This is a genomic window from Pseudonocardia kujensis, from assembly GCF_021283305.1.
GTDB classification, from domain to species: domain Bacteria; phylum Actinomycetota; class Actinomycetes; order Mycobacteriales; family Pseudonocardiaceae; genus Pseudonocardia; species Pseudonocardia kujensis.
Map to the genome: position 1 here is coordinate 150,476 of NZ_JAJSOK010000007.1, position 23,690 is coordinate 174,165.

General features: G+C 73.2%; 22 protein-coding genes. 10 read left to right on the plus strand and 12 right to left on the minus strand.

The genetic code is table 11. The annotated features are described in order from the left end of the window. Positions 1 to 28: 28 nt before the first annotated feature. The 4 genes from LWC35_RS08015 to LWC35_RS08030 all read right to left on the minus strand — a co-directional run bounded on the left by LWC35_RS08015 (position 29) and on the right by LWC35_RS08030 (position 3,365). Positions 29 to 175, minus strand: coding sequence for a DUF1059 domain-containing protein (locus LWC35_RS08015; protein ID WP_232869325.1), 147 nt, complete (start codon positions 173 to 175; stop codon positions 29 to 31). A 58-nt stretch (positions 176 to 233) separates the two neighbouring features. Continuing rightward, positions 234 to 971, minus strand: coding sequence for an SDR family oxidoreductase (locus tag LWC35_RS08020; protein WP_232869326.1), 738 nt, complete (start codon positions 969 to 971; stop codon positions 234 to 236). 44 nt (positions 972 to 1,015) lie between these two features. After that, positions 1,016 to 2,116 carry a Nickel transporter NicT gene (gene nicT / locus LWC35_RS08025; protein WP_504938690.1) on the minus strand — a complete coding sequence of 367 codons (1,101 nt, stop codon included), beginning with the start codon at positions 2,114 to 2,116 and terminating at the stop codon, positions 1,016 to 1,018. 103 nt (positions 2,117 to 2,219) lie between these two features. Then, entirely contained in the window at positions 2,220 to 3,365 is a 1,146-nt protein-coding gene (locus tag LWC35_RS08030; RefSeq protein ID WP_232869333.1) for a glycosyltransferase 87 family protein, read from the minus strand. 93 nt (positions 3,366 to 3,458) lie between these two features. On the opposite strand from LWC35_RS08030, the gene LWC35_RS08035 reads away from it, so the two are divergent. The 4 genes from LWC35_RS08035 (at position 3,459) to LWC35_RS08050 (ending at position 6,831) form a co-directional block, all read left to right on the plus strand. Beyond that, positions 3,459 to 3,821 (plus strand): hypothetical protein, encoded by a 363-nt coding sequence (locus tag LWC35_RS08035; RefSeq protein ID WP_232869334.1) that lies wholly within the window; start codon positions 3,459 to 3,461, stop codon positions 3,819 to 3,821. 62 nt (positions 3,822 to 3,883) lie between these two features. Beyond that, positions 3,884 to 4,417 carry a MarR family winged helix-turn-helix transcriptional regulator gene (locus tag LWC35_RS08040; RefSeq protein WP_232869336.1) on the plus strand — a complete coding sequence of 178 codons (534 nt, stop codon included), beginning with the start codon at positions 3,884 to 3,886 and terminating at the stop codon, positions 4,415 to 4,417. 109 nt (positions 4,418 to 4,526) lie between these two features. Then, positions 4,527 to 5,855: an MFS transporter gene (locus LWC35_RS08045; protein ID WP_232869338.1), complete on the plus strand. Its 1,329-nt coding sequence runs from the start codon at positions 4,527 to 4,529 to the stop codon at positions 5,853 to 5,855. A gap of 13 nt (positions 5,856 to 5,868) precedes the next feature. After that, positions 5,869 to 6,831 (plus strand): MBL fold metallo-hydrolase, encoded by a 963-nt coding sequence (locus LWC35_RS08050; protein ID WP_232869340.1) that lies wholly within the window; start codon positions 5,869 to 5,871, stop codon positions 6,829 to 6,831. 3 nt (positions 6,832 to 6,834) lie between these two features. On the opposite strand, the gene LWC35_RS08055 is transcribed toward LWC35_RS08050, so the two are convergent. Beyond that, a complete protein-coding gene (locus tag LWC35_RS08055; RefSeq protein WP_232869342.1) occupies positions 6,835 to 7,824 on the minus strand; it encodes a LysR family transcriptional regulator in 990 nt (329 codons plus the stop codon). Positions 7,825 to 8,035: 211 nt separating this feature from the next. On the opposite strand from LWC35_RS08055, the gene LWC35_RS08060 reads away from it, so the two are divergent. Next, positions 8,036 to 9,322: a Glu/Leu/Phe/Val dehydrogenase dimerization domain-containing protein gene (locus LWC35_RS08060; RefSeq protein ID WP_232869343.1), complete on the plus strand. Its 1,287-nt coding sequence runs from the start codon at positions 8,036 to 8,038 to the stop codon at positions 9,320 to 9,322. Positions 9,323 to 9,377: 55 nt separating this feature from the next. Here LWC35_RS08060 and LWC35_RS08065 read toward each other — a convergent pair whose 3' ends face one another. Beyond that, entirely contained in the window at positions 9,378 to 9,881 is a 504-nt protein-coding gene (locus LWC35_RS08065; RefSeq protein ID WP_232869345.1) for an SRPBCC family protein, read from the minus strand. Then, on the minus strand, positions 9,878 to 10,372 hold the full coding sequence (locus LWC35_RS08070; RefSeq protein ID WP_232869347.1) for a MarR family winged helix-turn-helix transcriptional regulator: 495 nt from the start codon (positions 10,370 to 10,372) through the stop codon (positions 9,878 to 9,880). The genes LWC35_RS08065 and LWC35_RS08070 overlap by 4 nt, the downstream gene beginning before the upstream one ends. Before the next feature lie 78 nt (positions 10,373 to 10,450). Here LWC35_RS08070 and LWC35_RS08075 point away from each other — a divergent pair, with 78 nt between their 5' ends. After that, on the plus strand, positions 10,451 to 12,280 hold the full coding sequence (locus tag LWC35_RS08075) for an ABC transporter ATP-binding protein (RefSeq protein WP_269803751.1): 1,830 nt from the start codon (positions 10,451 to 10,453) through the stop codon (positions 12,278 to 12,280). A gap of 28 nt (positions 12,281 to 12,308) precedes the next feature. Here the strand turns inward: LWC35_RS08075 and LWC35_RS08080 are convergent, their stop codons facing one another. Next, positions 12,309 to 13,280, minus strand: coding sequence for an aldo/keto reductase (locus tag LWC35_RS08080; protein WP_232869349.1), 972 nt, complete (start codon positions 13,278 to 13,280; stop codon positions 12,309 to 12,311). Positions 13,281 to 13,408: 128 nt separating this feature from the next. On the opposite strand from LWC35_RS08080, the gene LWC35_RS08085 reads away from it, so the two are divergent. Then, a complete protein-coding gene (locus tag LWC35_RS08085; protein ID WP_232869350.1) occupies positions 13,409 to 14,257 on the plus strand; it encodes a dioxygenase family protein in 849 nt (282 codons plus the stop codon). A gap of 98 nt (positions 14,258 to 14,355) precedes the next feature. On the opposite strand, the gene LWC35_RS08090 is transcribed toward LWC35_RS08085, so the two are convergent. Continuing rightward, on the minus strand, positions 14,356 to 15,078 hold the full coding sequence (locus LWC35_RS08090) for a dienelactone hydrolase family protein (protein ID WP_232869351.1): 723 nt from the start codon (positions 15,076 to 15,078) through the stop codon (positions 14,356 to 14,358). A gap of 31 nt (positions 15,079 to 15,109) precedes the next feature. Beyond that, on the minus strand, positions 15,110 to 16,576 hold the full coding sequence (locus LWC35_RS08095) for a T6SS phospholipase effector Tle1-like catalytic domain-containing protein (protein ID WP_232869352.1): 1,467 nt from the start codon (positions 16,574 to 16,576) through the stop codon (positions 15,110 to 15,112). A 271-nt stretch (positions 16,577 to 16,847) separates the two neighbouring features. On the opposite strand from LWC35_RS08095, the gene LWC35_RS08100 reads away from it, so the two are divergent. Both LWC35_RS08100 and LWC35_RS08105 read left to right on the plus strand, forming a co-directional pair. Then, a complete protein-coding gene (locus LWC35_RS08100; protein ID WP_232869353.1) occupies positions 16,848 to 18,581 on the plus strand; it encodes an ABC transporter ATP-binding protein in 1,734 nt (577 codons plus the stop codon). A gap of 62 nt (positions 18,582 to 18,643) precedes the next feature. Continuing rightward, the gene (locus tag LWC35_RS08105; protein WP_232869379.1) at positions 18,644 to 20,578 is read left to right on the plus strand and encodes an ABC transporter ATP-binding protein; all 1,935 of its coding nucleotides are present in this window, start codon (positions 18,644 to 18,646) and stop codon (positions 20,576 to 20,578) included. A gap of 79 nt (positions 20,579 to 20,657) precedes the next feature. On the opposite strand, the gene LWC35_RS08110 is transcribed toward LWC35_RS08105, so the two are convergent. Beyond that, positions 20,658 to 21,692, minus strand: a complete 1,035-nt coding sequence (locus LWC35_RS08110) for a Dyp-type peroxidase (RefSeq protein ID WP_232869354.1) — start codon at positions 21,690 to 21,692, stop codon at positions 20,658 to 20,660. Between the two features lie 195 nt (positions 21,693 to 21,887). Here LWC35_RS08110 and LWC35_RS08115 point away from each other — a divergent pair, with 195 nt between their 5' ends. After that, positions 21,888 to 23,042: an acyl-CoA dehydrogenase family protein gene (locus tag LWC35_RS08115; RefSeq protein ID WP_232869359.1), complete on the plus strand. Its 1,155-nt coding sequence runs from the start codon at positions 21,888 to 21,890 to the stop codon at positions 23,040 to 23,042. A gap of 146 nt (positions 23,043 to 23,188) precedes the next feature. Here the strand turns inward: LWC35_RS08115 and LWC35_RS08120 are convergent. Beyond that, a partial coding sequence (locus tag LWC35_RS08120; protein ID WP_232869361.1) for an aldehyde dehydrogenase family protein occupies positions 23,189 to 23,690 on the minus strand: 502 nt, incomplete at its 5' end.

The following is a 23,690-nucleotide window of genomic DNA, read 5'->3' on the forward strand; positions in this document are numbered from 1 at the left end:
GGGCCCCGGGGGCTCGGCCGGGACCCGTTCAGTACGCGATGAAGAGGATCTCGTCGCGCGAGTACTCGTGGCCCGGGTGCTTCTCCTTGAGGTGCGCCTGGGTCTTGGCCACCAGGTCGTCCTCGTCCGTGCCCTCGATGTGCTCGCCGCACGGGCAGTTCAGGCGCGTCTTCATGCCGTTCTCCTCTCGCAAGGTATGCACCGACCCTAATGCGGGCGCGCGCGGCGCGTGATCAGCCCCGCCCGATGAACGGCATGGTCGTGGCCGTGATGGTGAGGAACTGGACGTTCGCGTCGAGCGGGAGGTTCGCCATGTAGCGGACGGCGTCGGCGACGTGGCGGGCGTCGAAGGTGGGCTCCGGCCGCACCGACCCGTCCGCCTGGCGGGCGCCGGTGGCGATGCCGGCGGTCATGTCGGTGGCCGCGTTGCCGATGTCGATCTGCCCGCACGCGATGCCGAACGGGCGGCCGTCGAGCGAGATCGACCGGGTCAGGCCGGTGATCGCGTGCTTCGTGGCGGTGTAGGCGGCGCTGCCGGGGCGCGGCACGTGCGCCGAGATGGAGCCGTTGTTGACGATCCGGCCGCCCTGCGGGTCCTGCTCGCGCATCACCGCGAACGCCGCCCGGGCGCAGAGGAACGAGCCGGTGAGGTTGGTGTCGACGGCCGCGCGCCAGTCCGCGACCTCGATCTCGTCGGGGGTGCCGGTCGGGCCGAAGGTGCCGGCGTTGTTGACCAGCAGGTCCACCCGGCCCCACGCCCCGACGGCCGCCCGGAACAGGGCCGCCACCGACTCCTCGTCGGCGACGTCGGTGGGCACGGTGAGCGCGTCGGCGAAGCCCTCGGCCGTGCCGGCGAGCGGCTCGGGTCGGCGCCCCGCCAGGGCGACCGCCCAGCCGTCCTCCAGCAGGGCACGGCCGATGACCCGCCCCAGTCCCGAACCCGCTCCGGTCACCACCGCGGTGCGCTGCATGCGGAGGTTTCTACCGGAACCGGCGGGGGAGATCCGGCCGCCGGTCAGTTCGAGGTGGCCCAGCGCTGCTCGATCCGGCCGTACCGCCACACCGCCAGCGCCCCCAGCCAGGTGACCACGAAGAGGACGACGACGAGGTAGCCCACCACCTCGAGGTCGACCGACGCCAGCGCGGCCAGCGGCCCCGTGGTGACGTCGAGCTTCGCGGCCAGCAGCTGCACCAGCTCGATCAGCCCGATCACGAGCGCCACGACCACCGACAGGGCGGTGACGGTGAGGTTGTAGAAGACCTTGCGCACCGGGGTGACGAAGGCCCACTGGTAGGCGGCGGACATGAACACGCCGTCGGCGGTATCGAACAGGCTCATCCCGGCGGCGAACAGCACCGGGATGACCAGGATCGCGTACCAGGGTAGCTGCGCCGCGGCGGCGCCGCCGGCGAGGACGAGCAGGGTGACCTCGGTGGCGGTGTCGAACCCGATGCCGAACACGAACCCGACCACGTACATGTGCCAGGGCCGGCTCACCGCCCGCAGCGTCCGGCCCAGGATCCGGGCCATCAGGCCGCGGGAGGCGAGGTGGCGCTCGAGCGCCTCGTCGTCGAGCGGCTCGGTGCGCATCCGCGCGAACACCCGCCCGATGCCGATCATCGCCTGCAGGTTGAGCAGGCCGATCAGGACGAGGAACCCGCCGCCGACCAGGGTGCCGACCAGGGCGAGCGTCTCCTTGACCGACGACGAGTCGTCGCCCAGCTCGCCGACCAGCGTGCGCACGCCGAAGGCGAGCAGGAGGGCCATGACGAACACGACGGAGGAGTGGCCCAGGGAGAACCAGAAGCCGACCCCGCGCGCCCGCCTGCCCTCGGTGACCAGCTTGCGCGTGGTGTTGTCGATCGCGGCGATGTGGTCGGCGTCGAAGGCGTGTCGCATGCCGAGCAGGTAGGCCGTGAGCCCGACGCCGAGCCCGAACGTCCCGCCCGAGGCCAGCGCGAGGTGCTGGGGCGCGATGACCGCGGCCAGCAGCGTCCATCCGCCGAGCGTGAGCAGCAGGATGACCGCGGCCATCCCCGCGAGGTGTCGGCGGTCCGTACGGTCGAAGCGGGTGCGCGCCGACGGAGGGGCCTGGGGAGCGGTCACGACCGTGATGCTCGCATGCACAGTTCTTCAGATGAAAGACCTTGTGCGCCTTCGTTGCGGCCGACCTCGCGTGATGGATCCACAACGCACGAATTGTCCGCCTGGATGAGCGTTACGGGTCCACGGTGCGGTCCGGGCGGGCCAGGTGGAGGGCGGCCGCGGCGACGAGGGCGACGAAGCCGGCCAGGTAGACGTCGGGCTGCAGGGAGATCGCGCCCGTCGCGGGGATCGGGCCGACCGCGGGCCCGGGCAGCTTCGTGATCGCGGCGGCGGTCAGCAGCAGCAACGCCGCGAGGCCGACCCGGGCGTGCCGGACGGTGAGCAGGACGAGCAGCGGGACGCACCAGACGTAGTGGTGCGACCAGGCGAACGGGGCGACCGCGGCGGAGGCGAGCCCGACGACGGTGAGCGCGAGCAGGTCGTCCCCGCGCCGGTGCGCCCGGACCGAGACGACCAGCGCGGCGGCGGTCAGCAGCCCGGCGAGGACGAGGTAGACCGGCACGTTCTCGCCGAGGGTCCGGGCGACCAGGCCGTCGACGGAGTGGTTGCTCGTCGCCGCCACGTCCGAGATCCGGTTCGCGGCCGCGAAGGTCCCGCGCAGCCAGTACTGCACCGACTCGGCGGGCGCGACGGCGAACCCGAGGCCGGTCGCCGTCACGAACGTCCCGACGGCCACGCCCGCCTCGCGCCGGCGCCCGACGAGCAGCAGGTGGACCACGAAGAGGAGCGGCGTGAGCTTCAGGGCCGCGGCCAGTCCCAGCCCCGCCCCGCGCCACCGGGAAGGCCGGCCGGTGAGGTCGAGCAGCACCAGCGCGAGCAGCACGACGTTGATCTGGCCCAGGTAGAAGGTCGTCCGCACCGGGTCGAGCCACAGCGCGGCCGCGACCAGGAGGGCGACCGTCCCGGCCGGCAGCACCGCGCCGGCGAGTGCCCCGGTCCGCCGCACCACCAGCACGAGCAGCAGCACGCCGAGCGCGGTCCAGAGGATCTTGAGCAGCGGCAGGGGCAGCAGTGCCAGCGGGACGAAGAGCACCGCGGCCACGGGCGGGTACACGAACGGCAGGTCGAGGAGGACCCCGCCGGCGTACAACGGCTGGTGGTGCAGCAGGTGCTCGCCGCCGGCCCGGTACACCTGCAGGTCGATCATCAGCGCGTGCGCGCCGGGCCAGACCGCGAGCACCGCGACCTGCAGGGCGATCAGCACTCCTGCGCCGATCCAGCAGGCGCGGGCACGGACCCGGGCGCGGGTGAGCGTCACCGGGTGACCGTAGGACGGGAGCCCGTCGCGCCCACGAGGCGGTCCGGTGCGGTCGTGTGTGACGGAGGCCACATCGTCTGCCATGCTGGCGCCATGCGTTCCGCGTTCGCCCACACCGCCGAGATCGAGCTCGCCGAGGACGGCGACCGGGCCGCCCCGGGCGCGGCGATCACCGCCGCGCTCTGCGGGAGCTGGGAGCACGAGCCGCCCTGTCCGATCGCCGCGCACCACACGGCGTCGTCGCGCGCGGGCAGCCGGGTACGGCTCCGGGTGATCTTCGCCTGCGACGTGGATCTGGAGGACGAGGTCCGCAGCCGGATCGACGCCGCGCTCTCCCGCGGCCTGCTCACCGGGCCCGACGGACGGGTGTCGCACTGGTCGCTGCGCGACGCCCTGCCCGGCAGCGTCCAGGAGTGCGAGCGCGCCGCGGCCGAACGCCTGCTCGCCGACGCCTGAAGCACCGCCCGGGACACAGCCTGAAGCACCGCCCCGCGGCGGGGCGGCCGTAGGATCCGGCCGTGTCCGTCGATCCTCCACCCGAGAGCGACTTCCTGTCCCTCGCCGGTATCGCCCTCGACGAGACCCAGCGCCGGCTCCCGGAGACCGACCGCTCGGCGATGGCCATGGTCCTGCTGCTCACCCGGGTCGCGAGCGGTCTGGTCTACGACCTGGAGTCCACGGTGCACCGCCCGGCCGGCTGGAGCTGGTCGGCCTGGCGGCTGCTCTTCACGATCTGGGTGGCCGGGCCGCAGGAGTCACGGCGGGCCGCCGAGCTGTCCGGGATGAGCCGGGCCGCCGTCTCCGCGCTGACCAACACGCTGAGCGCCGCCGGCCTGCTCGACCGCACGCCGGGCTCGGCCGACGGCCGGTCCGTGGTCCTGGCGTTGACGGACGAGGGCACCGCGGCGATCGAGAAGACCTTCCTGCGGCACAACGCTCGCGAGGCCGAATGGGCCCGGCTGCTCGACCCCGAGGACCTCGCCGCCCTCAACCGGCTGCTCGCCAAGCTGGCGGGGGCCGCGCAGGCGGCGGACTGGGTCAACCGCCGCTGATCCCGGATCGACCGGCGCCGCCCCCTGGCCGTCCGGCGTGGGAGCGGTTACCGTTCCGCACGGTCAAGGCTTTGATTGTTTCCCGGTGCCGGGAACGAGGGGATTTCCGATGACGCAGACCCCGGGAGCGGCCGCCTCGGCTGTCCACCCGCCGACGAGCCAGCTCCGCCGCGTGATCGGCGCGAGCCTCGCCGGCACGACCATCGAGTGGTACGACTTCTTCGTCTACGCCTCGGCTGCCGGCCTGGTGTTCGGCAAGCAGTTCTTCCCGGGCCTCGACGGCACCGCGGCCCTGCTGGCCTCCTTCGCGACGATCGGCGTGAGCTTCATCGCCCGCCCGATCGGCGGTGTGGTGTCCGGGCACCTCGGCGACCGCTTCGGGCGCAAGCCGGTGCTGGTCGGCACGCTGCTGCTGATGGGCCTGGCGACGGTCGGCGTCGGCCTGTTGCCCTCGTACGCGTCGATCGGCGTCGCGGCGCCGATCCTGCTGGTCGTCCTGCGGATGCTGCAGGGACTGTCGGCCGGCGGGGAGTGGGGCGGCGCGGCGATGATGTCGGTCGAGCACGCGCCACCCGGCCGGCGCGGCTACTACGGCGCCTACCCGCAGATCGGTGTGCCGATCGGGCTGCTGCTGGCCAACCTGGTCTTCTTCGCGGTGTCGGCCACGACCACGCCCGAGCAGTTCCAGGCCTGGGGCTGGCGGATCCCCTTCCTGCTGTCGATCGTGCTGATCGTCGTCGGGTTCTGGGTGCGGTCCCGGGTCGCGGAGAGCCCGGTGTTCGAGGACCTGCGGGAGCGCCGCGAGCGCCGCTCCGCCCCGCTGGCCGAGGTGTTGCGGAAGGACCGGCGCGAGCTGCTCGTGGCGATCGGGCTGTTCGTCGCGAACAACATGATCGGCTACATCCTGATCGCCTTCATCACGTCGTACGGCACCCGCACGCTCGGCCTCTCCAGCACGACGATGCTGGTGGTCGGGATGGTCGGGGCGGTGGCGTGGGGCGTGTTCACGCTCATGGCAGGCCGCTGGTCGGACACGTGGGGGCGGCGGCGCACCTACCTGATCGGGATCGTCGCGCTGGCCGCGTGGTGCTTCCCGTTCTTCCTGCTCTTCGACACCCGCTCGATCGGCCTGCTGATCGTCGCCGTCGTGGTGCTGGCGTTCGGTCTCGGGCTCACCTACGGGCAGCAGGCCGCGACCTACGCGGAGATGTTCCCGGCGCCGGTCCGCTACTCCGGCGTCTCGTTCGCCTACGCCTTCGGTGCGATCCTGGGGGGCGGCTTCGCACCGCTGCTGGCGACCTGGCTCATCGCCGTCACGGGGACCTCGCTGTCGGCCTCCGCCTACATGTTCGCGATGTGCCTGGTCACCCTCTCCGCGGTGCTGGCGCTGCGCGAGGGCACGCCCGCGGAGCGCGAGGCCTTCGTGACCGCGAGCTGAGCAGGAGGACACCATGGCCGCCAAGCCGTTCGCCTCGTCGGCGGACCTCGCCGCGAAGGAGCAGAGGCTCGAGGTCCTCGCCGAGGGCGTCTACGCGCTCACGGCCGAGGGCGACCCGAACATCGGGGCGGTCGAGGGGGAGGACTTCCTGGTCTGTTTCGAGGCCCTCGCCACGCCGGTGGCCGCGCGGAAGTGGCTGGCGAAGCTGCGCGAGCACACCGACAAGCCGGTGCGCTATCTGGTGCTCTCGCACTACCACGCGGTCCGTGTCCTGGGCGCGAGCGCGTTCGACGCCGAGATCGTGGTGGCCCACGAGAACACCCGGGCGCTGATCGCCGAGCGGGGCAAGCAGGACTGGGAGTCGGAGTTCGCGCGGATGCCGCGGCTGGCCGAGGCCGCCGACTCGGTGCCCGGGCTGACCTGGCCGACGCTGACCTTCGCCGAGCGGCTCACCCTCGACCTGGGTGGTGGGCGCGGGGACCTGGTGTTGCAGTACCACGGGCGGGGGCACACCGAGGGCGATCTGACCGCGTGGCTGCCGCGGCAGCGGATCCTGTTCGCCGGCGATCTCGTCGAGGCCGAGGCGGCGCTCTACACCGGTGACGCCTTCCATCGGGACTGGGCGACGACCACCCTGGACCGGGTGCAGGCGCTCGGTGCGGAGCTGCTGGTCGGGGGCCGGGGCGCGGTCACGCGGGGCCGGGCGGCCGTCGACGCGGCGATCGCGCAGACCCGCGGGTTCCTGCAGGTGATGCTCCGCGAGGTCGGTGGGGTGCAGCAGCGGGGTGGGACGCTGAAGGAGGCGTTCGAGGCCACGCACGCCGCGTTGGTGGGCGACTACGGGCACTGGCCGATCTTCGAGCACTGCCTGCCGTTCGACGTCTCGCGGCTGTGGGACGAGCTGTCCGGCGTCGAGCGCCCGGTCGTCTGGACCGCCGAGCGCGACCAGGAGGTCTGGGCCCAGCTGCAGGGGTGACGGTCAGGGGAGCGGCAGCCGGGGCCCGTGCGCGTCCGCAGCACCGTCCGGTGCGGGGAGCCCGAAGCTCGCCTCCGCCCCGACTCCCCTCGCCGCGGCAGCCTCCCGCACCGCGGCGATCACCAGGTGCAGCGCGGGGCGCCGGGTGGCCTTGGTGCGGTAGGCGATCGAGACCGTGCGCATGACGGGCTCGGTGAGGGCCACGACGTCGATCGCGTGGTCGGTGCCGGGCGGGCGCTGCACCAACCCGAGGTCCGAGACGAGCGTGACCCCCAGGCCCGCGGCGACCAACGCGAGTGCGGTGAACTGCTCCTCGACCTCGTGGGTCGTGGCCGGGTCGAAGCCGGCGCGGCGGCAGGCGACGCGCACCGCCCGGCCGAAGTGCGACCGTGGTCCGGCGAGGATCCAGGGCTGGTCGGCCAGCTCGCCGAGGGTGACCGTCGCGCCCGGCACGGTGCCGGCCGGAACCGCCGCGTACAGCCGCTCGACGGCCACGACCTCCCGGGTCAGCGCGGGGTCCCAGGACATGGGGTGCCCGGAGTAGTCGATCACGAACGAGAAGTCGAGGGCGCCGTCGCGGACAGCGCCCGCGGTCTCCTCGGGCGCGAGCTCGCGGGTCCGCACCTGGATGCCGGGGTGCTCGGCGGCGAGGGAGGCCAGCGCGTCGGGCAGCAGGCCGGAGGCGACCGACGCCCAGACCCCGGCGGTCAGCCGCACGGACCGGGCCTGCTGGGCCTCCTCGACGGCGAGCTCGGCGCGCTCCACCGAGGCCAGGATCTCCTCGGCGTGCTCGGCGAGCACCATGCCCAGCTCGGTGAGCTGCACCCGGCGGCCGAGCCGCTCGAACAGCGTGCCGCCGACGTCGCGTTCCAGCTGGGCGAGCTGTTGCGACACGGCCGACGCGGTGTAGTGCAGGGCCGCCGCCGCGGCCGTGACCGTGCCCCGCCGGTGCAGCTCCCGGAGCATCCGCAGGCGTGAGAGGGAGAGCTCCACGGGCCCACCGTAGGCGGGCGGATCCGCTCGTGCAGGAACCGTGAACGCGACCCTCCACGATTCCTTGATGGACGCCGGCCGCGCCGCTGCCGCACAGTGGGGGCACCGGCGGAGATCGCCGGCCACCCCGGCACGACCCGCACGCCGCCGCCCCGACGGGCCCGGCGCGGTCCGTCGTGCCCCGAGCCGTCAGACCGGGAGGTCCGCCGACGTGACCACGATGCAGGAGCCGATGGGGCCGCTGGGAACGCCGATCGAGGTGCCGGCCGCGCCGGTGCCCGCAGTCCTTCCCGCGGCCGCCGCTCCCGCCCGGCGGGACCGCGAGCCCTACCTGCGCGTGACGTGGACCGACCCCGTCACCGGCGCTCGCGGCCACCTCGTCGTGCACACGCTCCGCTCGGGGATCGCCACCGGCGGGACCCGGATGCGGGCCGGCTGCACCCTGTCCGAGGTCGAGGACCTGGCCCGCGGCATGGCCGCGAAGACCGCGGCCTTCGACCTGCCGGTCGGCGGGGCCAAGGGCGGCATCGACTTCGACCCGAAGGACCCCCGCGCGGTCGGGGTGCTGGAGCGCTTCTGCGAGGCCATGCGCCCGTGGATCGACGCCCACTGGGTCACCGCCGAGGACCTCGGCGTGCCCCAGCACCTGATCGACGAGGTGTTCGCGCGCATCGGGCTCGGCCAGTCGTACCACGCGGCCATCTCGCGCTCCGCGGACCCGGCGGCCACCCTCGCGCGGGTCCGCCAGGGCCTCGACGCGCGCGTGCCCGGCGGGCTGCTCGGCGACGTCATCGGCGGCTACGGCGTGGCACACGCCTGCCTCGGCGCCGCCTCCGCCTTCGGCTGGGCCGTCGCGGGCACCACCGTCGCCATCCAGGGCATCGGCACCATGGGCGGCGGCGCGGCCTGGTACCTGCACGAGGCCGGCATGCGCGTGGTCGCGATGGCCGACGCCGCCGGCACCCTCTACGACCCGGCGGGGCTCGACGTCCCGGCCCTGCTCGAGCTGCGGGACGGCTTCGGCGAGATCGACCGCACCCGGCTGCCCGCCGGCGTCGCGCAACTGCCCCGGTCCGCGGTCGTCGGGCTGCCGGCCGACGTCTTCGTGCCGGCCGCGATCTCCTACGCGATCACCCCGGACAACAGCTACGACGTGGCCGCCAGGGTCGTCGTCGAGGCGGCGAACGCCGCCACCACACCGGAGGCCGAGGCCATGCTCGCCGCCCGCGGCGTCCCGGTGGTGCCGGACTTCGTGGCCAACGCCGGCGCGGCCGCGTGGGCCTGGTGGCTGCTGCTCGGCCGGGTCGGCATGTCCCGCGACGACGCCGTGACCGCCGAGGAGTCCTTCACCATGCTGCGCACGCAGATGGCGGACAAGGTCCGGCTGCTGCTGGACCGCTGGGTGGCCGACGGCGTGCCGCCGCGGCTGACCGGGCTCGGCCTGGCCGTGAGCGACCTCGACGACACCGCGGCACGCTCCGCGCTGGTCATCCCCTGACGTTTCCGTAACCCGGCGGCCCCCCGACAGCGTGGTCGGGGGGCCGCCGGCGCGTTCAGCGGGTGACCCGGCTGCCCGGGACCTCGTCGGCGTCGAGGTGGTGCAGCAGGTTGGTGACGAACCGGTCCCCGGTGCGCTGCAGCGTGACGTTCATCAGCCCGACGACCGCGGGCGCGGCGAGCCGGGAGAGCGGCAGCTCCACGTGCAGGGTCAGCCGGATCGCCAGGTGCGTGCCGCCCTCGGCGTCCCGCAGCCGGTACCAGCCCTCGGCCCCGGTGAACTCGTGCGCCGCCGGCGGCGGCTCGTGCGTGAAGTCGATGCGGGACTCCTCGGGCCCGTCGGTGAACCGCATCCGCTCGGTGAAGGTCGGCTGGATCCCGACTCCGAGCACGGCCAGGCGCATCATGCTCCACCGCCAGCGATCGCCGTCGGTCTCGATGCTGGTCAGCAACGGGGTGAGCCGGGGGAGCAGCTCGGGATCGGTGAGCGCGGCCCAGACGGCGGCGCGCCCGGCCTCGACGACGGCCTCCGACTCGGTGGTCGTGGTGAAGCGGTTCACGGCGACGATGTTCCCGTTCCGGCGGCCGGCTGCACATCACCCCGGTCGGACGGGACGGCCCGGGCCTCGTCGGGTCCGGCGGCGCGCAGGGTGCGCAGGATCCGGGCGAGGTCGGCGCGGTCGCGCTCGTCCAGCCCGGCGAACAGACTCTCGGTCTGGGCCTGCCGCGCCGCCCGCACCTCGTGGGCGAGCGCGAGGCCCTTCTCGGTCAGTGCGACGAGCGTGGCCCGCCGGTCCGCCGGGTCCGGGGTACGCTCGGCGAGACCGCGTTCCTGCAGGTCGTCGACCACCTCCGTGGCCGAGCGCGGGGCGATCCGCAGGTGCTCGGCGAGCGTCGACAGGCGTACCCGGCCGTGCCGGGCGAGCATGGCGACCGCCCGGAACTGCGAGGGCGTGACGTCCCAGGGCGCCAGTGCCTCCTTGTTGCGGCCACGGAGCATGCGCGCGACGGCCCAGAAGGCCTCGGCCAGCGTCTCCTCCCCCTCGCTCACGGGGAATACCGTACCAGCGGGTCGTGTTGTTCCCTCATGTTGAGGTAACCTCAGCAAACGTCGAGAGGGGACACGCACTTGGATCCGCAGACACAGCACGCCCAGGGCCGCCCGGACCGTCCGGAGCGCCCGGGCCGACGCGCCCCGTCGGCCGCCGAGAAGCAGCAGGCCCGCGAGGTCTCGCTGCGCCGGATCGGCCGGCTCTTCACCCCGTACCGCCGGCCGCTCGCCCTGGTCGTGGCGATCATCGTCGCCTCGTCCGTGGTGGGCATGGCCTCGCCCTTCCTGCTCCGCGAGGTGCTCGACGTCGCGCTGCCGAACCGCGACGTGCCGCTGCTGGCCTGGCTGGTGGCCGGCATGGTCGGCGTCGCCGCGCTGACCGCCGCCTTCGGCGTGGTCCAGACCTGGATCTCGACCCGGGTCGGCCAGCAGGTCATGCACCGGCTGCGCACGGACGTCTTCGCGCACCTGCAGCGCCAGTCGCTCGGCTTCTTCACCCGCACCCGCACCGGCGAGGTGCAGTCCCGCATCACCAACGACATCGGCGGCATGCAGTCCGTGGTCACCTCCACGGCCACGTCGATCGCCTCGAACCTCACCACGACCGTGGCCACCCTGGTCGCGATGCTCGCCCTGTCCTGGCAGCTCACGCTGATCTCGCTGCTCGTGCTGCCGCCCGCGGTCCTGCTGTCCCGCCGCGTCGCCCGGATGCGCCGCAGCATCACCGCGCGCCAGCAGCGCGAGCTCGCCGACCTCAACGTGACGATCGAGGAGGGCCTCTCGATCTCCGGCATCCAGCTGAGCAAGACGCTCGGCGCCGGCCCCGCCCTCGTCGACCGCTTCACGGCCTCCTCGGAACGGCTGGTCGACCTCGAGCTGCGCAGCCAGCTGGCCGGCCGGTGGCGGATGGCCACCATGAGCATCATCTTCGCCGCCATTCCCGCGGTGATCTACCTGTCCGCCGGCCTGCCGATCACCGCCGGCGCAGCGGGGGGAGCACTGACCGTTGGCACCCTGATCGCCTTCACGAGCCTGCAGGGCAGCCTGTTCCGGCCGCTCACGGGCCTGCTCGACGTCGGCGTCTCGCTGGTCAGCTCGCTGGCCCTGTTCGCCCGGATCTTCGAGTACCTGGACCTGCCGGTCGAGGTCGACGACCCGGCCGAACCCGTCGCCGTCGACCCCGCGCGGGTGCGCGGGCACGTCCGCTTCGAGGACGTGACCTTCGCCTACCCGGGCAGCGACACCGCGGCCGTCGCGGGCGTGAACCTGGAGGTGCCCGCCGGCACCACCCTCGCGCTCGTGGGGGAGACCGGCTCCGGCAAGTCGACGCTCGCGTCCCTGGTGCCGCGGCTGCGCGACCCCGACGCCGGCCGGATCACGATCGACGGCGTCGACGTCCGGGACCTGCGGCTGGCCGACCTCGCCCGGATCGTCGGCGTGGTGAGCCAGGAGACCTACCTGCTGCACGCGACGGTGCGGGAGAACCTGCGGCACGCCAGGCCCGACGCGACGGACGGCGAGATCGAGGCCGCGGCCCGCGCCGCGCATGTCCACGACCTGATCGCGAGCCTGCCGGAGGGCTACGACACCGTGGTCGGCTCCCGCGGGTACCGGTTCTCCGGCGGTGAGAAGCAGCGGATCGCGATCGCCCGCACCCTGCTGCGCGACCCGAAGGTGCTGGTCCTCGACGAGGCCACCAGTGCGCTGGACACCGAGACCGAGCGCGCGGTGCAGCGCGCCTTCACCGAGCTGGCGAAGGGCCGCACCACGATCACCATCGCGCACCGGCTCTCCACCGTGCGCGACGCCGACGAGATCGCGGTGCTCGACCACGGCCGCGTCGTCGAGCGGGGGACGCACGAGACGCTGGTCGCCGACGACGGCCGCTACGCCGCCCTCGCGGCGTGACCGGCGACACGGCGGATCCCGCGGCCGCTCAGACGAAGCCGGCCACCTCGTGCGGTCGGTACGGCTCCTCGAGGAAGGCGACCTCCTCCGCCGACAACGTGACGTCGACGGCGGAGAGCGCGTCCTCGAGGTGCTGGCGCTTCGTGGCCCCGACGATCGGTGCGGTCACCGTGGGCTTGCTCAGCAGCCACGCCAGCCCGATCTGCGCCGGCAGTAGTCCTCGACGTTCCGCGAGGTCCAGAACCCGGTCCACGATCTCGCGGTCCTCGTCCCGGTAGAGGCTCCTGCCGAACTCGTCCGTCTCCGTGCGGGCCGTCGTCGCGTCCCAGGGCCGGGTCAGCCGCCCGCGGGCCAGCGGGCTCCACGGGATCACCCCGACGCCCTGGTCGGCGCACAGCGGCAGCATCTCCCGCTCCTCCTCGCGGTAGAGGAGGTTGTAGTGGTTCTGCATGGTCGCGAACGGCGTCCAGCCGTGCCGCTCGGCGATGTGCTGGGCCTTCGCGAACTGCCAGGCCCACATCGACGAAGCGCCCAGGTGCAGCACCTTGCCGGCCTTCACGACGTCGTGCAGCGCCTCCATCGTGACCTCGATCGGCGTGTGCGGGTCCCACCGGTGGATCTGGTAGAGGTCCACGTGGTCCACGCCGAGCCGGCGCAGGCTGGCGTCGAGCTCGCTCAGGATCGCCTTGCGCGACAGGCCCTGCCCGTTCGGCCCCGGCCGCATCCGGCCGTTGACCTTCGTGGCCAGCACGATCTCGTCCCGGTGCCCGTACTCGGCGAGGACCTTCCCGAGGATCTCCTCGCTGCCGCCCGCGGAGTAGACGTTGGCGGTGTCGACGAAGTTCACGCCCGCCTCGAGTGCGCGCAGGATGATCGGGCGCGCGTCGTCCTCGTCCAGCGTCCAGTCGTGCCGCCCGCGCCCGGGCTCGCCGAAGCTCATCGCCCCCAGGCAGATGCGGGACACGTCCAGGCCGGTCGACCCCAGCTTCACGTACTGCATGCGCTCCTCCTCCCGGCGGTCTCCCTCAGGCCTTCCCGATCCCGGCCTTTGACAGTCGTCCCGGCGCCGCCTATCTTGGTTGAGAGTTCAGTTGAACGTTGAACAAAGCAGGACGAACGGAGTCGAAGATGCCGGTGCACCCCTACGAGACCCACCTCGCCCGGGTCGAGCGGGCCGGCGAGCACGCCGCGTGGACGCCGGCCGACGGGCCGCTGCCCGCCCTCTACCTCAGCCACGGCGCGCCGCCGCTGTTCGAGGACCCGGCGTGGATGGAGGAGCTGTTCGCCTGGGCGCGCTCGATGCCGCGGCCGAAGGCCGTGCTCATCGTGTCGGCGCACTGGGAGGAGGCGCCGCTCGCGATCTCCAGCAGCGCCGCGCACGTCACGCCGGTGTACGACTTCGGCGGCTTCGACCCGATGTACTTCCGGATGCGCTACGACACCCCCGAGGCGAGCGCCCTCGCGCGTCGCGTGCTCGGCGCGCTGAGCAGCGAGAACGTGCACGAGACCGGCCGCGGGCTCGACCACGGGGCCTGGGTGCCCCTCAAGGTCATGTACCCGGAGGCGGACATCCCGGTGCTGCAGCTGAGCCTGCCCACCGCGGACCCGACGCCGCTGCTCGGTCTCGGCGCGAAGCTGCGGGCGCTGCGCGAGGAGGGCGTGCTGGTGGTCGGCTCCGGCTTCACCACGCACGGGCTGCCCTTCCTCACCCGCGAGGCGGTCACCGGTGGCGCCGCGCCCGGCTGGTCGCGGCAGTTCGACGCCTGGGCCGCGGAGGCCCTGCGCCGCGGCGACGTCGACGAGCTGGCCGCCTACCGCGCCAAGGCGCCCGGCATGCCCTACGCGCACCCGACCGTCGAACACTTCACCCCGCTCTTCGTGACCCTCGGTGCCTCCGCCGACCCCGAGGCGCCGCGGGAGGCGACGATCGACGGGTTCTGGTGGGGCCTGTCCAAGCGATCCTTCGCCGCCGCCTGAGCCCGTTCCCGCGAGTCGGCACCGCAGACCACCGAGGGTGCGATCCCGGAGATCCCGAGATGTGCATCTCGGTGAGAGGAAACAGCCGACTCGCGGGATCAGGCGAGGTGCTGCCGGAAGAAGGCGTCGATGCGCTGCCACGCGTCGGCGGCGCTCACCGGCTCGGGCCCGAGCCCGGCGACCCGCAGCAGCGGGCGCAGCGGGCGGGGCCCGTTCCGGTGCTCGTTGAGGAACGAGTGGTTGGCGGCGGGGTACTCGGCCACGTCGTGCGGCACCCCGGCCCGGGTCAGCGCCGCCTCCAGCTTCCCGGCGGCGCCCTTGAGGGAGACGTCCTTCGCCCCGTAGCTGGCCACGATCGGGCACGCCCCGGCCACCGCGGCGTCGAGGTCCTTGGGCAGCTGGCCGTAGTTGACCGACGACGCGTCGAACCCGCGTGAGGCCGTGAGCAGGGCGAACCCGCCGCCCATGCAGAAGCCGATCACGCCGATCCTGCCGGTGCAGTCGTCCCGCGCGGCCAGCTCGGCCCGGGCGGCCTCGATGTCGGCGAACGCCCGGCCCTGGCCTGCGAGCAAGGCGCGGAAGGTCGAGACCAGGCACTTCCGGGCGCCGCCCGCGCTGAACAGGTCCGGCGCCAGGGTCAGGTAGCCCCGGGCGGCGAGCCGGTCGGCGTGCCCGCGCATCTCGTCGTCGAGCCCGAAGGCCTCGTGCACCACGACCACGCCCGGCCACGGGCCGTCGCCCTCCGGGGTGGCCAGGTACCCGCGGAGGGTGGGGGAGCCGCCGGTCGCGGCGGCCCGGGCGGTGAGGTCGACGTCGGTCACGGGGCGCACCGTAGCGCGCCCGCCCGTCCGATCAGGACAGGCGCTCCACGTGCACCGTCACCGCCCCGGCGTTGTTGCCGTAGCAACCCTGCGCGTCGTTCGGGTAGGCGTACAGGTAGCCCTCGGCCGGGACCTCCGCCGTCGCTCCCGTCCCGATCGCGAACACCGTGTCGTCGCCGTCCGGGGTGGGCGCGTCCGCGACCGAGCCCATCAGGCACATCCACGGCAGGGCGTCGTGCCGGCGGGTGAAGGCGAGCTCCGCCCGGTCGTCGCCGACCACCCGGCGCAGGCCCCGCTCCAGCGCGGAGAACAGCCCGCCGAACGGGCCCGACCGGCCGGGGCCGCCCGCCGGCCCGCACGCGCGGCCCGCACTGGACCAGCGGCCCTCCGCGGTGAACCGGTACTCGCCCTTCTCCAGCCAGAGGCCGGTCGCGGTCCACGCCCGGTCGGCCGGGACGGTGAGCGTGGCCGAGTGCCCGGCGGCGAGCGTCGTCGTGGTGCGGTAGCCCTGCGCGACCTGGCGCTGCAGCGCGACGTCGGAGACGGCGGGCTCGGGCCGGGCCGCGTCGACCCGGGGGACGGTCCGCGGGCGCGGCTGGAAGGCGATCTCCAGCGCCGCACCGACCAGCCCGCCCGCGAGGGTGTGCGAGGGCGCGGTCGCCGACGGCGCGAACCCGGCCACCGCGTCCAGGTCGAAGGTCAGGTGCGTGGCCTCGGCCGCCATCCAGGCCAGCGCCGTGTCGCTGAGTCCCTTCTCCCGGTACCCGCCGCCGACGTCGCCGTGGTCGCCGGGGAACCAGACCTGCCTCATGTCCTGCCCCGGCGCGGGCGGGTCCCAGAGCGTGGGGCGGAAGGGGCCGCGCAGCTCGTCGAGCGACACGGCGTGCCGGGCGGCGGGGATCCGCGGGTCGAGCGTGACGTCGAGGAACTGGTAGTGCTCCCGTGAGTGCAGCAGGTCGGGGATCCCCACGTAGGCCGGGATGCCGAGCGCGCCCACGGTGTCCCACACCCCGACGAACTCGATCGGCGACGTCGGCTCGTCGGCGTCGTAGGCGAGGACGGGGCCGGTGCTCCGGTCGGGATCGTCCGGGTGCTCGCGCAGGTCGCGGTAGCGGCGGTACGCGCGCCGCGCGGCGTCCTCGCGGGCGGCCGGGTCGAGCCCCGTGCCGTCGACGATGCCCACGCGGCCGACCATCCCGCCGAGGCTGCGCGCGGTGTAGGCGCCGCGGCTGAACCCGAACAACGAGATCCGGTCGCCGGGGCGGTAGGTGTCGACCAGGAAGCGGTACCCGTCCAGGATCGAGCGGTCCAGTCCGGCCCCGGTCAGCCCGGCACGCAGGGTGCCGAGCGGGTTCACCGTCGACGTGCCGACGCCGGGCACGTACCTCGCCGGCGGCGAGCCCGGGTCGGCGCGGTGGGCCCGGTGCAGCCGGGCCACGTTGCTGTCCGCCGCGGCGTTCTGCCAGGTGCCGTCGCAGCACACCACGAGCCGACGCATCCGACCTCCCGATCCCGTCCGATCCCCGTCCCGACCGCCACTGCCGAGAGTGCGCCCACGCGCGCCACCCGGCCAGTGCGACAACTACGTAGTCGACGACGTAGTCCGATCTGCGCCGTCGTCGAAATTCGCTCGGCACGCTGCGCCGGACGGACTACCGTTGCGCGGCGCGACGATCGCCCGCCGGAACCGTCGGACCCCGCGGCTATCGTCGGCTTCCCACCACACGTCCGCCCGCGGCGGGCCACTCACGACAGGGGTGTGTCGACGCATGTTGCTGCGCCTGCTGCGGCGGTACCTGCAACCCTTCCGCAGACCGCTCGCCCTCGTCGTCGTCCTGCAGCTGATCGGGACGATGGCGGCGCTCTACCTGCCCAGCCTCAACGCGGACATCATCGACCGCGGCATCGCGCGCGGCGACACCGGCTTCATCCTCGGCACCGGCGGCTGGATGCTCGTGGTCTCGCTGGTCCAGGTCGTCTGCTCGATCGCCGCGGTCTGGTTCGGCTCCCACACGGCGATGGGCTTCGGGCGGGACGTGCGGGCGGCCGTCTTCCACCGCGTCGGCGAGTTCTCCGTGCGCGAGGTGAACCGCTTCGGGGCGCCGTCGCTGATCACCCGCAGCACGAACGACGTGCAGCAGGTCCAGATGCTGGTGCTGATGAGCTGCACCATGCTCGTGTCCGCGCCGATCATGTGCATCGGCGGGGTGGTCATGGCCCTGCAGGAGGACGCCGGGCTGTCCTGGCTGGTCGCGGTGTCGGTGCCGGTGCTGGCGCTGAGCATCGGCGCGGGCGTCGTGCGGATGGTGCCGAAGTTCCGGCTGCTGCAGGAGCGGATCGACGCCGTCAACCGCGTGCTCCGCGAGCAGATCACCGGCATCCGCGTGGTGCGCGCCTTCGTGCGCGAGCCGTACGAGCGGGCCCGGTTCGGCGTGGTCAACCGGGACGTCACGGGGGTGGCCACGGCGGCGGGGCGGCTGCAGGCGCTGATCTTCCCGATCGTGATGCTGGTCCTCAACGTCTCCAGCGTGGCCGTGCTGTGGTTCGGCGCCGTCCGGGTCGACGCGGGGGAGATGCAGATCGGCGCCCTCACGGCGTTCCTGGCCTACCTGCTGCAGATCCTCATGGCCGTCATGATGGCCACGTTCATGGCGATCATGGTGCCGCGCGCCGCGGTGTGCGCGGAGCGGATCGCCGAGGTGCTCGACACGGAGTCGTCGGTGTCGCCGCCGCACGCGCCCGTCGTGCCGGCCGCGGTCGAGGGCGTCCTGGAGTTCCGCGGCGCCACGTTCCGGTACCCCGGGGCCGCCGCGCCGGTGCTCCGCGGGATCACCCTCACGGCGCGGCCGGGGGAGACCACGGCGATCATCGGCAGCACCGGCGCGGGCAAGACCACGCTGCTCTCGCTCGTGCCGCGGCTGTTCGACGTCACCGACGGCGCGGTGCTGGTCGACGGGGTCGACGTCCGCGACCTCGACCCCGAGGAGCTGTGGCGGCGGATCGGGCTGGTCCCGCAGAAGCCGTACCTGTTCTCCGGCACGGTCGCGAGCAACCTGCGCTACGGCGACCCCGCCGCCACGGACGCGCAGCTCTGGGAGGCGCTGCGGATCGCGCAGGCGGAGGACTTCGTGCGCGCGATGCCGGAGGGCCTGGACTCGCCGATCTCCCAGGGCGGCACGAACGTCTCCGGCGGGCAGCGGCAGCGGCTCGCGATCGCCCGGGCGCTGGTCAAGCAGCCCGCGATCTACCTGTTCGACGACTCGTTCTCCGCCCTCGACGTCGCCACGGACGCGCGGCTGCGGGCCGCGCTGGCGCCGGTCACCGCCGCCGCGACCGTGGTGGTCGTGGCGCAGCGGGTGTCCACGGTGGCCGGCGCGGACCGGATCGTCGTGCTCGACGACGGCGTGGTCGTCGGCGTCGGCCGGCACGAGGAGCTGCTGGCGGACTGCCCGACCTACGCCGAGATCGTCGAGTCCCAGCATGCCGTCGAGGAGGTTGCGTGACCACGACCGCCCCCGGCGGCCGCCCCCGGCAGGACGCCGACCCCGTCTCCGCCGCGCGCGGCATGGCCGCCCAGCGCCGCGGTGGCGGGCCGCCGTGGGGCGGTATCGGCCAGCCGACCGAGAAGGCCGCGACCTTCGGGCCGTCGGCGAAGCGGCTGATCGGCAGGCTCGCGCCGGAGCGGCTCGGCGTGCTGGTCGTCGTCCTGCTCGGCGTGATCAGCGTGGCGCTCAACGTCGTCGGCCCCCGGATCCTCGGGCACGCCACGGACGTGATCTTCGCCGGAGTGATCGGCTCGCAGCTTCCCGCCGGGCTCACCGCGGCCGAGGCCGCCGCGCAGGCGCGGGAAGCGGGCGACGACACCGTCGCCACCCTGATCGAGAGCCAGGGCGTGGTGCCGGGGCAGGGGATCGACTTCGGCGCGCTCGGCCTCGTGCTGCTCGGCGTGATCGCGATCTACCTGGCGGCGTCGGTGTTCTCCTACGCGCAGGGCTACCTGCTCAACGGGATCGTCCAGCGCACCGTGTTCCGGCTCCGCCGCGAGGTCGAGGAGAAGATCCACCGGCTGCCGCTGCGGTACTTCGACGGCCGCCAGCGCGGCGAGGTGCTCAGCCGCGTCACCAACGACATCGACAACGTCCAGCAGTCGCTGCAGCAGACGCTGAGCCAGCTGCTGACCTCGCTTCTCACGATCGTCGGCGTGCTGGCGATGATGCTCGTGATCTCGCCGCTGCTCGCCCTCGTCGCGCTGGTCACGGTGCCGGTGTCGATCTCGCTGACCCGGGCGATCGGGCGGCGCTCCCAGAAGCAGTTCGTGGCCCAGTGGCGCAACACGGGCATCCTCAACGGGCACATCGAGGAGGCCTTCACCGGGCACGAGCTGGTGCGGGTGTTCGGCCGCCGGGCCGAGGTCGAGGAGCAGTTCCGGGAGAAGAACGCGAACCTCTTCGGCGCGAGCTTCCGGGCCCAGTTCATCTCCGGGATCATCATGCCGTCGATGATGTTCGTCGGGAACCTGAACTACGTGCTCGTGGCCGTGATCGGCGGGCTGCGGGTGGCCTCGGGCTCCCTCACGCTCGGCGACGTCCAGGCGTTCGTCCAGTACTCGCGGCAGTTCACCCAGCCGCTGACCCAGGCCGCTTCCATGGCGAACCTGCTGCAGTCCGGGGTGGCGTCGGCCGAGCGGGTGTTCGAGCTGCTCGACGCCGAGGAGCAGACCCCGGACCCGGCAGTGCCGGAGGTGCGCACCGAGCGCCGCGGGCGCGTCGCGTTCGAGCACGTCTCGTTCCGGTACGAGCCCGAGCGCCCGCTGATCACGGACCTCTCGCTGGTCGCCGAGCCGGGCCAGACCGTGGCGATCGTCGGGCCGACCGGCGCGGGCAAGACCACGTTGGTCAACCTCGTGCTGCGCTTCTACGAGCTCGACGGCGGCCGGATCACCCTCGACGGCGTGGACATCGCCCGGATGTCCCGCTCCGACCTGCGTTCCGGGGTCGGCATGGTCCTGCAGGACACGTGGCTCTTCCACGGCACGATCCGGGACAACATCGCCTACGGCCGGCCCGACGCCACGGAGGAGGAGATCCTCGCGGCCGCCCGCGCCACGTACGTCGACCGGTTCGTCCGCAGCCTGCCCGCGGGCTACGACACGGTGATCGACGAGGAGGGCACCGGCGTCAGCGCGGGGGAGAAGCAGCTGATCACGATCGCGCGCGCCTTCCTCGCCGATCCCTCGCTGCTGATCCTCGACGAGGCCACCAGCTCGGTCGACACCCGCACCGAGCTGCTGGTACAGCGGGCCATGGCGGCGTTGCGGGCCGAGCGGACCAGCTTCGTGATCGCCCACCGGCTCTCCACGATCCGCGACGCGGACCTGATCCTGGTCATGGAGGACGGCTCGATCGTCGAGCAGGGCACGCACGAGGAGCTGCTCGCGACCGGCGGCGCCTACCAGCGGCTCTACCAGGCCCAGTTCGCCGGAGCGCCGGCACAGGAGTGAGCCGAGCGGGAGCTGGGGACGGCCCGACGATGCTCCGGCAGCCCTGCGGTCCCGCCCGGCGCCGTCTGCGCCGGACCGCTCAGCGCTGGACGCGGAGGCCGCCGATGCCGAGGTCCGCGCGCCGGGCCGGCGGCTCGGAGGGCTTCGAGGGCTCGGCGGGGGCGGCCGCAGCGGGGTCCGCCGCCTGCGGCAGGGGCGGCGGGTCGTCGAGCAGGTCGACGGTGGGCGCGAAGAACAGCCCGCCGGTCACCGCCCGCGACACCTCGAGGATCCGGTCGGAGCTCCCGGGCGGGTCGCCGACCACCATCCGCGTGAGCATCAGCTCGGTCACGGCGGGGTCCTTGGCGTAGCCGGCGAAGAAGGTGCCGTACTCGCCGCCGGCGATCGAGCCGAAGGGCATGTTGTCGCGCAGGATCTCGCGCTCCGTGCCGTCCGGGTCCTCGATCGTCGTGAGGGCGACGTGGGAGTCGGCGGGCTTGGTGGCGTCGTCGAGCTCGACGTCGTCGAGCATCCGGCGGCCGATGGCGAGCTCCCGGTCCTCGACGGTCATCGCGTTCCAGGCGTCGAGGTCGTGCAGGTACTTCTGCACCATCAGGTAGGAACCGCCGGCGAAGTCGGGGTCGTCGTCGCCGACCAGTACCGCAGCGGCCGCACCCGGTCCCGTCGGGTTCTCGGTGCCGTCGACGAAGCCCAGGAGGTCGCGGCGGTCGAAGTACCGGAAGCCCTGCACCTCGTCGACCACCCGCGTGGCCGGGCCGAACGCCGCGGCGATCCGCCGCGCCAGCTCGAAGCACGGGTAGGTGTCGCGGGCCCGGATGTGCAGGAACAGGTCGCCGGGCGTCGCCGGGGCGTGGTGCCGCTCGCCGGTGACCTCGCGGAAGGGGTGCAGGTGCGCGGGACGGGGCCCGGCGAAGAGCCGGTCCCACGCGTCGGACCCGATGCCGAGCACGCAGGTCAGGCCCTCCTCGGGCGTCCGGAACCCGACGGACCGGACCATCCCGCCGACGTCGGGCAGCAGGTCGTGCACCATGGCCTCGCCGCCCGGCTCGACCACGAGCGTGAGGAACACGGCGCTCTCGGTCAGCGGGGCGAGGACCGCCTGGGGTTCGGGCACGGGCACCTCCGGTCGGTGGGCTGGCGCCATGATCGCGGGTGCTCGGCGTGCGGTCGAGAGCCGGCCGGCTCAGCGGGTGCGCCCGGGCGTCGACCGGAGCAGGGTGGACGGTCTCACACCGGTGCGGCCTGGCCGGGCCGCGTCGCCAAGTTCTATATTCTGCAGAATCCTGAGAGGCGCGACGAGGGGTCGAGCATGAGCACGTTGAGCACCGAGGAGCGGGCGGTCGTCGAGACGGTCCGGGACTGGGTCGACCGCGAGGTCAAGCCGGTCGTCCGGGACCTCGAGCACGCGAACGAGTACCCCGAGAAGCTCATCGAGCAGATGAAGGAGCTCGGGATCTACGGGCTCGCCATCCCGGAGCCGTGGGGCGAGGCGCCGGTCTCCATGCCGTGCTACGCGCTGGTGACCGCCGAGCTGGCCCGGGGCTGGATGTCGCTCGCGGGCGCGATGGGCGGGCACACGGTCGTCGCGAAGCTGCTGCTGACGTTCGGCACCCAGGAGCAGAAGGACAGGTACCTGCCGCGGATGGCGACCGGGGAGCTGCGCGCCACCATGGCGCTCACCGAGCCGGGCGGCGGGTCGGACCTGCAGAACATGGCCACCCACGCCCGGCCGGACGGCGACGGGTACGTGATCAACGGGTCGAAGACCTGGATCTCCAACGCGCGGCGCTCCGGGCTGATCGCGCTGCTGTGCAAGACCGACCCGAAGGCCGAGCCCAAGCACCGCGGCATCTCGGTGCTGCTGGTCGAGCACGGGCCGGGGCTGACGGTGTCGAAGGACCTCAAGAAGCTGGGCTACAAGGGCGTCGAGGCCTGCGAGCTGATCTTCGACGACATGCGGGTGCCGGCCGACGCGGTGCTCGGGGGAGTCCCCGGCAAGGGGTTCGGGCAGATGATGAAGGGCCTGGAGACCGGCCGTATCCAGGTCGCGTCGCGGGCGCTGGGGGTGGGGCAGGCGGCGTTCGACGACGCGCTGCGCTACGCCCAGGAGCGCGAGTCGTTCGGCAAGCCGATCTGGCAGCACCAGTCCATCGGCAACTACCTGGCCGAGATGGGCACCAAGCTCACCGCCGCGCGTCAGCTGATCCTCTACGCGTCGGAGAAGTTCGAGTCCGGCGAGCGCTGCGACATGGAGGCGGGGATGGCGAAGCTGTTCACCTCCGAGATCGCCATGGAGGTGGCGCTCGACGCCGTGCGCATCCACGGTGGCTACGGCTATTCGACGGAGTTCGACGTCGAACGCTACTTCCGCGACGCCCCGCTCATGATCGTCGGTGAGGGCACCAACGAGATCCAGCGCAACGTCATCGCCGCCCAGCTGGTCAAACGCGGCGGCCTCGACTGATCCGCACTATGGAACCATAACGCGAGATTTCGACGACTCTGAACGCACTATGGAACCATAACGCGACTTGAGGACGGCTCTGAGCGCATTATGGTTCCATAACGCGAGTTTCCACCGCTCTGAGCGCGTGAGGGTTCCCTGGTGCGTCACTGCATGTGCGGGTAGGTGTGGTCCGTGGGCGGGACGAGGGTCTCCTTGATCGCCCGCGGGCTGGTCCAGCGCTGGACGTTGAGCAGCGAGCCCGCCTTGTCGTTCGTGCCCGAACCGCGGCTGCCGCCGAAGGGCTGCCGGGAGACGATCGAGCCGGTGGGCCGGTCGTTGACGTAGAAGTTGCCGGCGGCGTGCCGCAGCAGCCGGTGGGCGTCGTCGATCGCCGAACGCTCGGTGGCGAAGACCGCACCGGTGAGGGCGTAGGCGCTGGTGCGGTCCACGAGCTCCAGGGTCGGCAGCCAGTCGGCGTCGTCGTAGACGTGCAGGGCGAGGACGGGGCCGAAGTACTCGGTGCTGAACGCCTCGTCGCCGGGGTCGGTGCCGACGAGCACGGTGGGGTCGACGAACCAGCCCTCGGCGTCGTCGCTGCCCCCGCCGACCAGGACGTCGAGCGAGGCGGTGTTCTTCGCCCGGTCCAGCGCGGTGCGCACCCGGCCG

What these genes read in the sequence shown, in the direction of transcription:
- LWC35_RS08095 (WP_232869352.1), bottom strand. Translation starts at nt 16,576, where the DNA reads ATGCGTCGGCTCGTGGTGTGCTGCGACGGCACCTGGCAGAACGCCGCG.
- LWC35_RS08045 (WP_232869338.1), top strand. Translation starts at nt 4,527, where the DNA reads ATGACGCAGACCCCGGGAGCGGCCGCCTCGGCTGTCCACCCGCCGACG.
- LWC35_RS08020 (WP_232869326.1), bottom strand. Translation starts at nt 971, where the DNA reads ATGCAGCGCACCGCGGTGGTGACCGGAGCGGGTTCGGGACTGGGGCGG.
- LWC35_RS08115 (WP_232869359.1), top strand. Translation starts at nt 21,888, where the DNA reads ATGAGCACGTTGAGCACCGAGGAGCGGGCGGTCGTCGAGACGGTCCGG.
- LWC35_RS08100 (WP_232869353.1), top strand. Translation starts at nt 16,848, where the DNA reads ATGTTGCTGCGCCTGCTGCGGCGGTACCTGCAACCCTTCCGCAGACCG.
- LWC35_RS08035 (WP_232869334.1), top strand. Translation starts at nt 3,459, where the DNA reads ATGCGTTCCGCGTTCGCCCACACCGCCGAGATCGAGCTCGCCGAGGAC.
- LWC35_RS08015 (WP_232869325.1), bottom strand. Translation starts at nt 175, where the DNA reads ATGAAGACGCGCCTGAACTGCCCGTGCGGCGAGCACATCGAGGGCACG.
- LWC35_RS08085 (WP_232869350.1), top strand. Translation starts at nt 13,409, where the DNA reads ATGCCGGTGCACCCCTACGAGACCCACCTCGCCCGGGTCGAGCGGGCC.
- LWC35_RS08080 (WP_232869349.1), bottom strand. Translation starts at nt 13,280, where the DNA reads ATGCAGTACGTGAAGCTGGGGTCGACCGGCCTGGACGTGTCCCGCATC.
- LWC35_RS08105 (WP_232869379.1), top strand. Translation starts at nt 18,644, where the DNA reads ATGGCCGCCCAGCGCCGCGGTGGCGGGCCGCCGTGGGGCGGTATCGGC.
- LWC35_RS08050 (WP_232869340.1), top strand. Translation starts at nt 5,869, where the DNA reads ATGGCCGCCAAGCCGTTCGCCTCGTCGGCGGACCTCGCCGCGAAGGAG.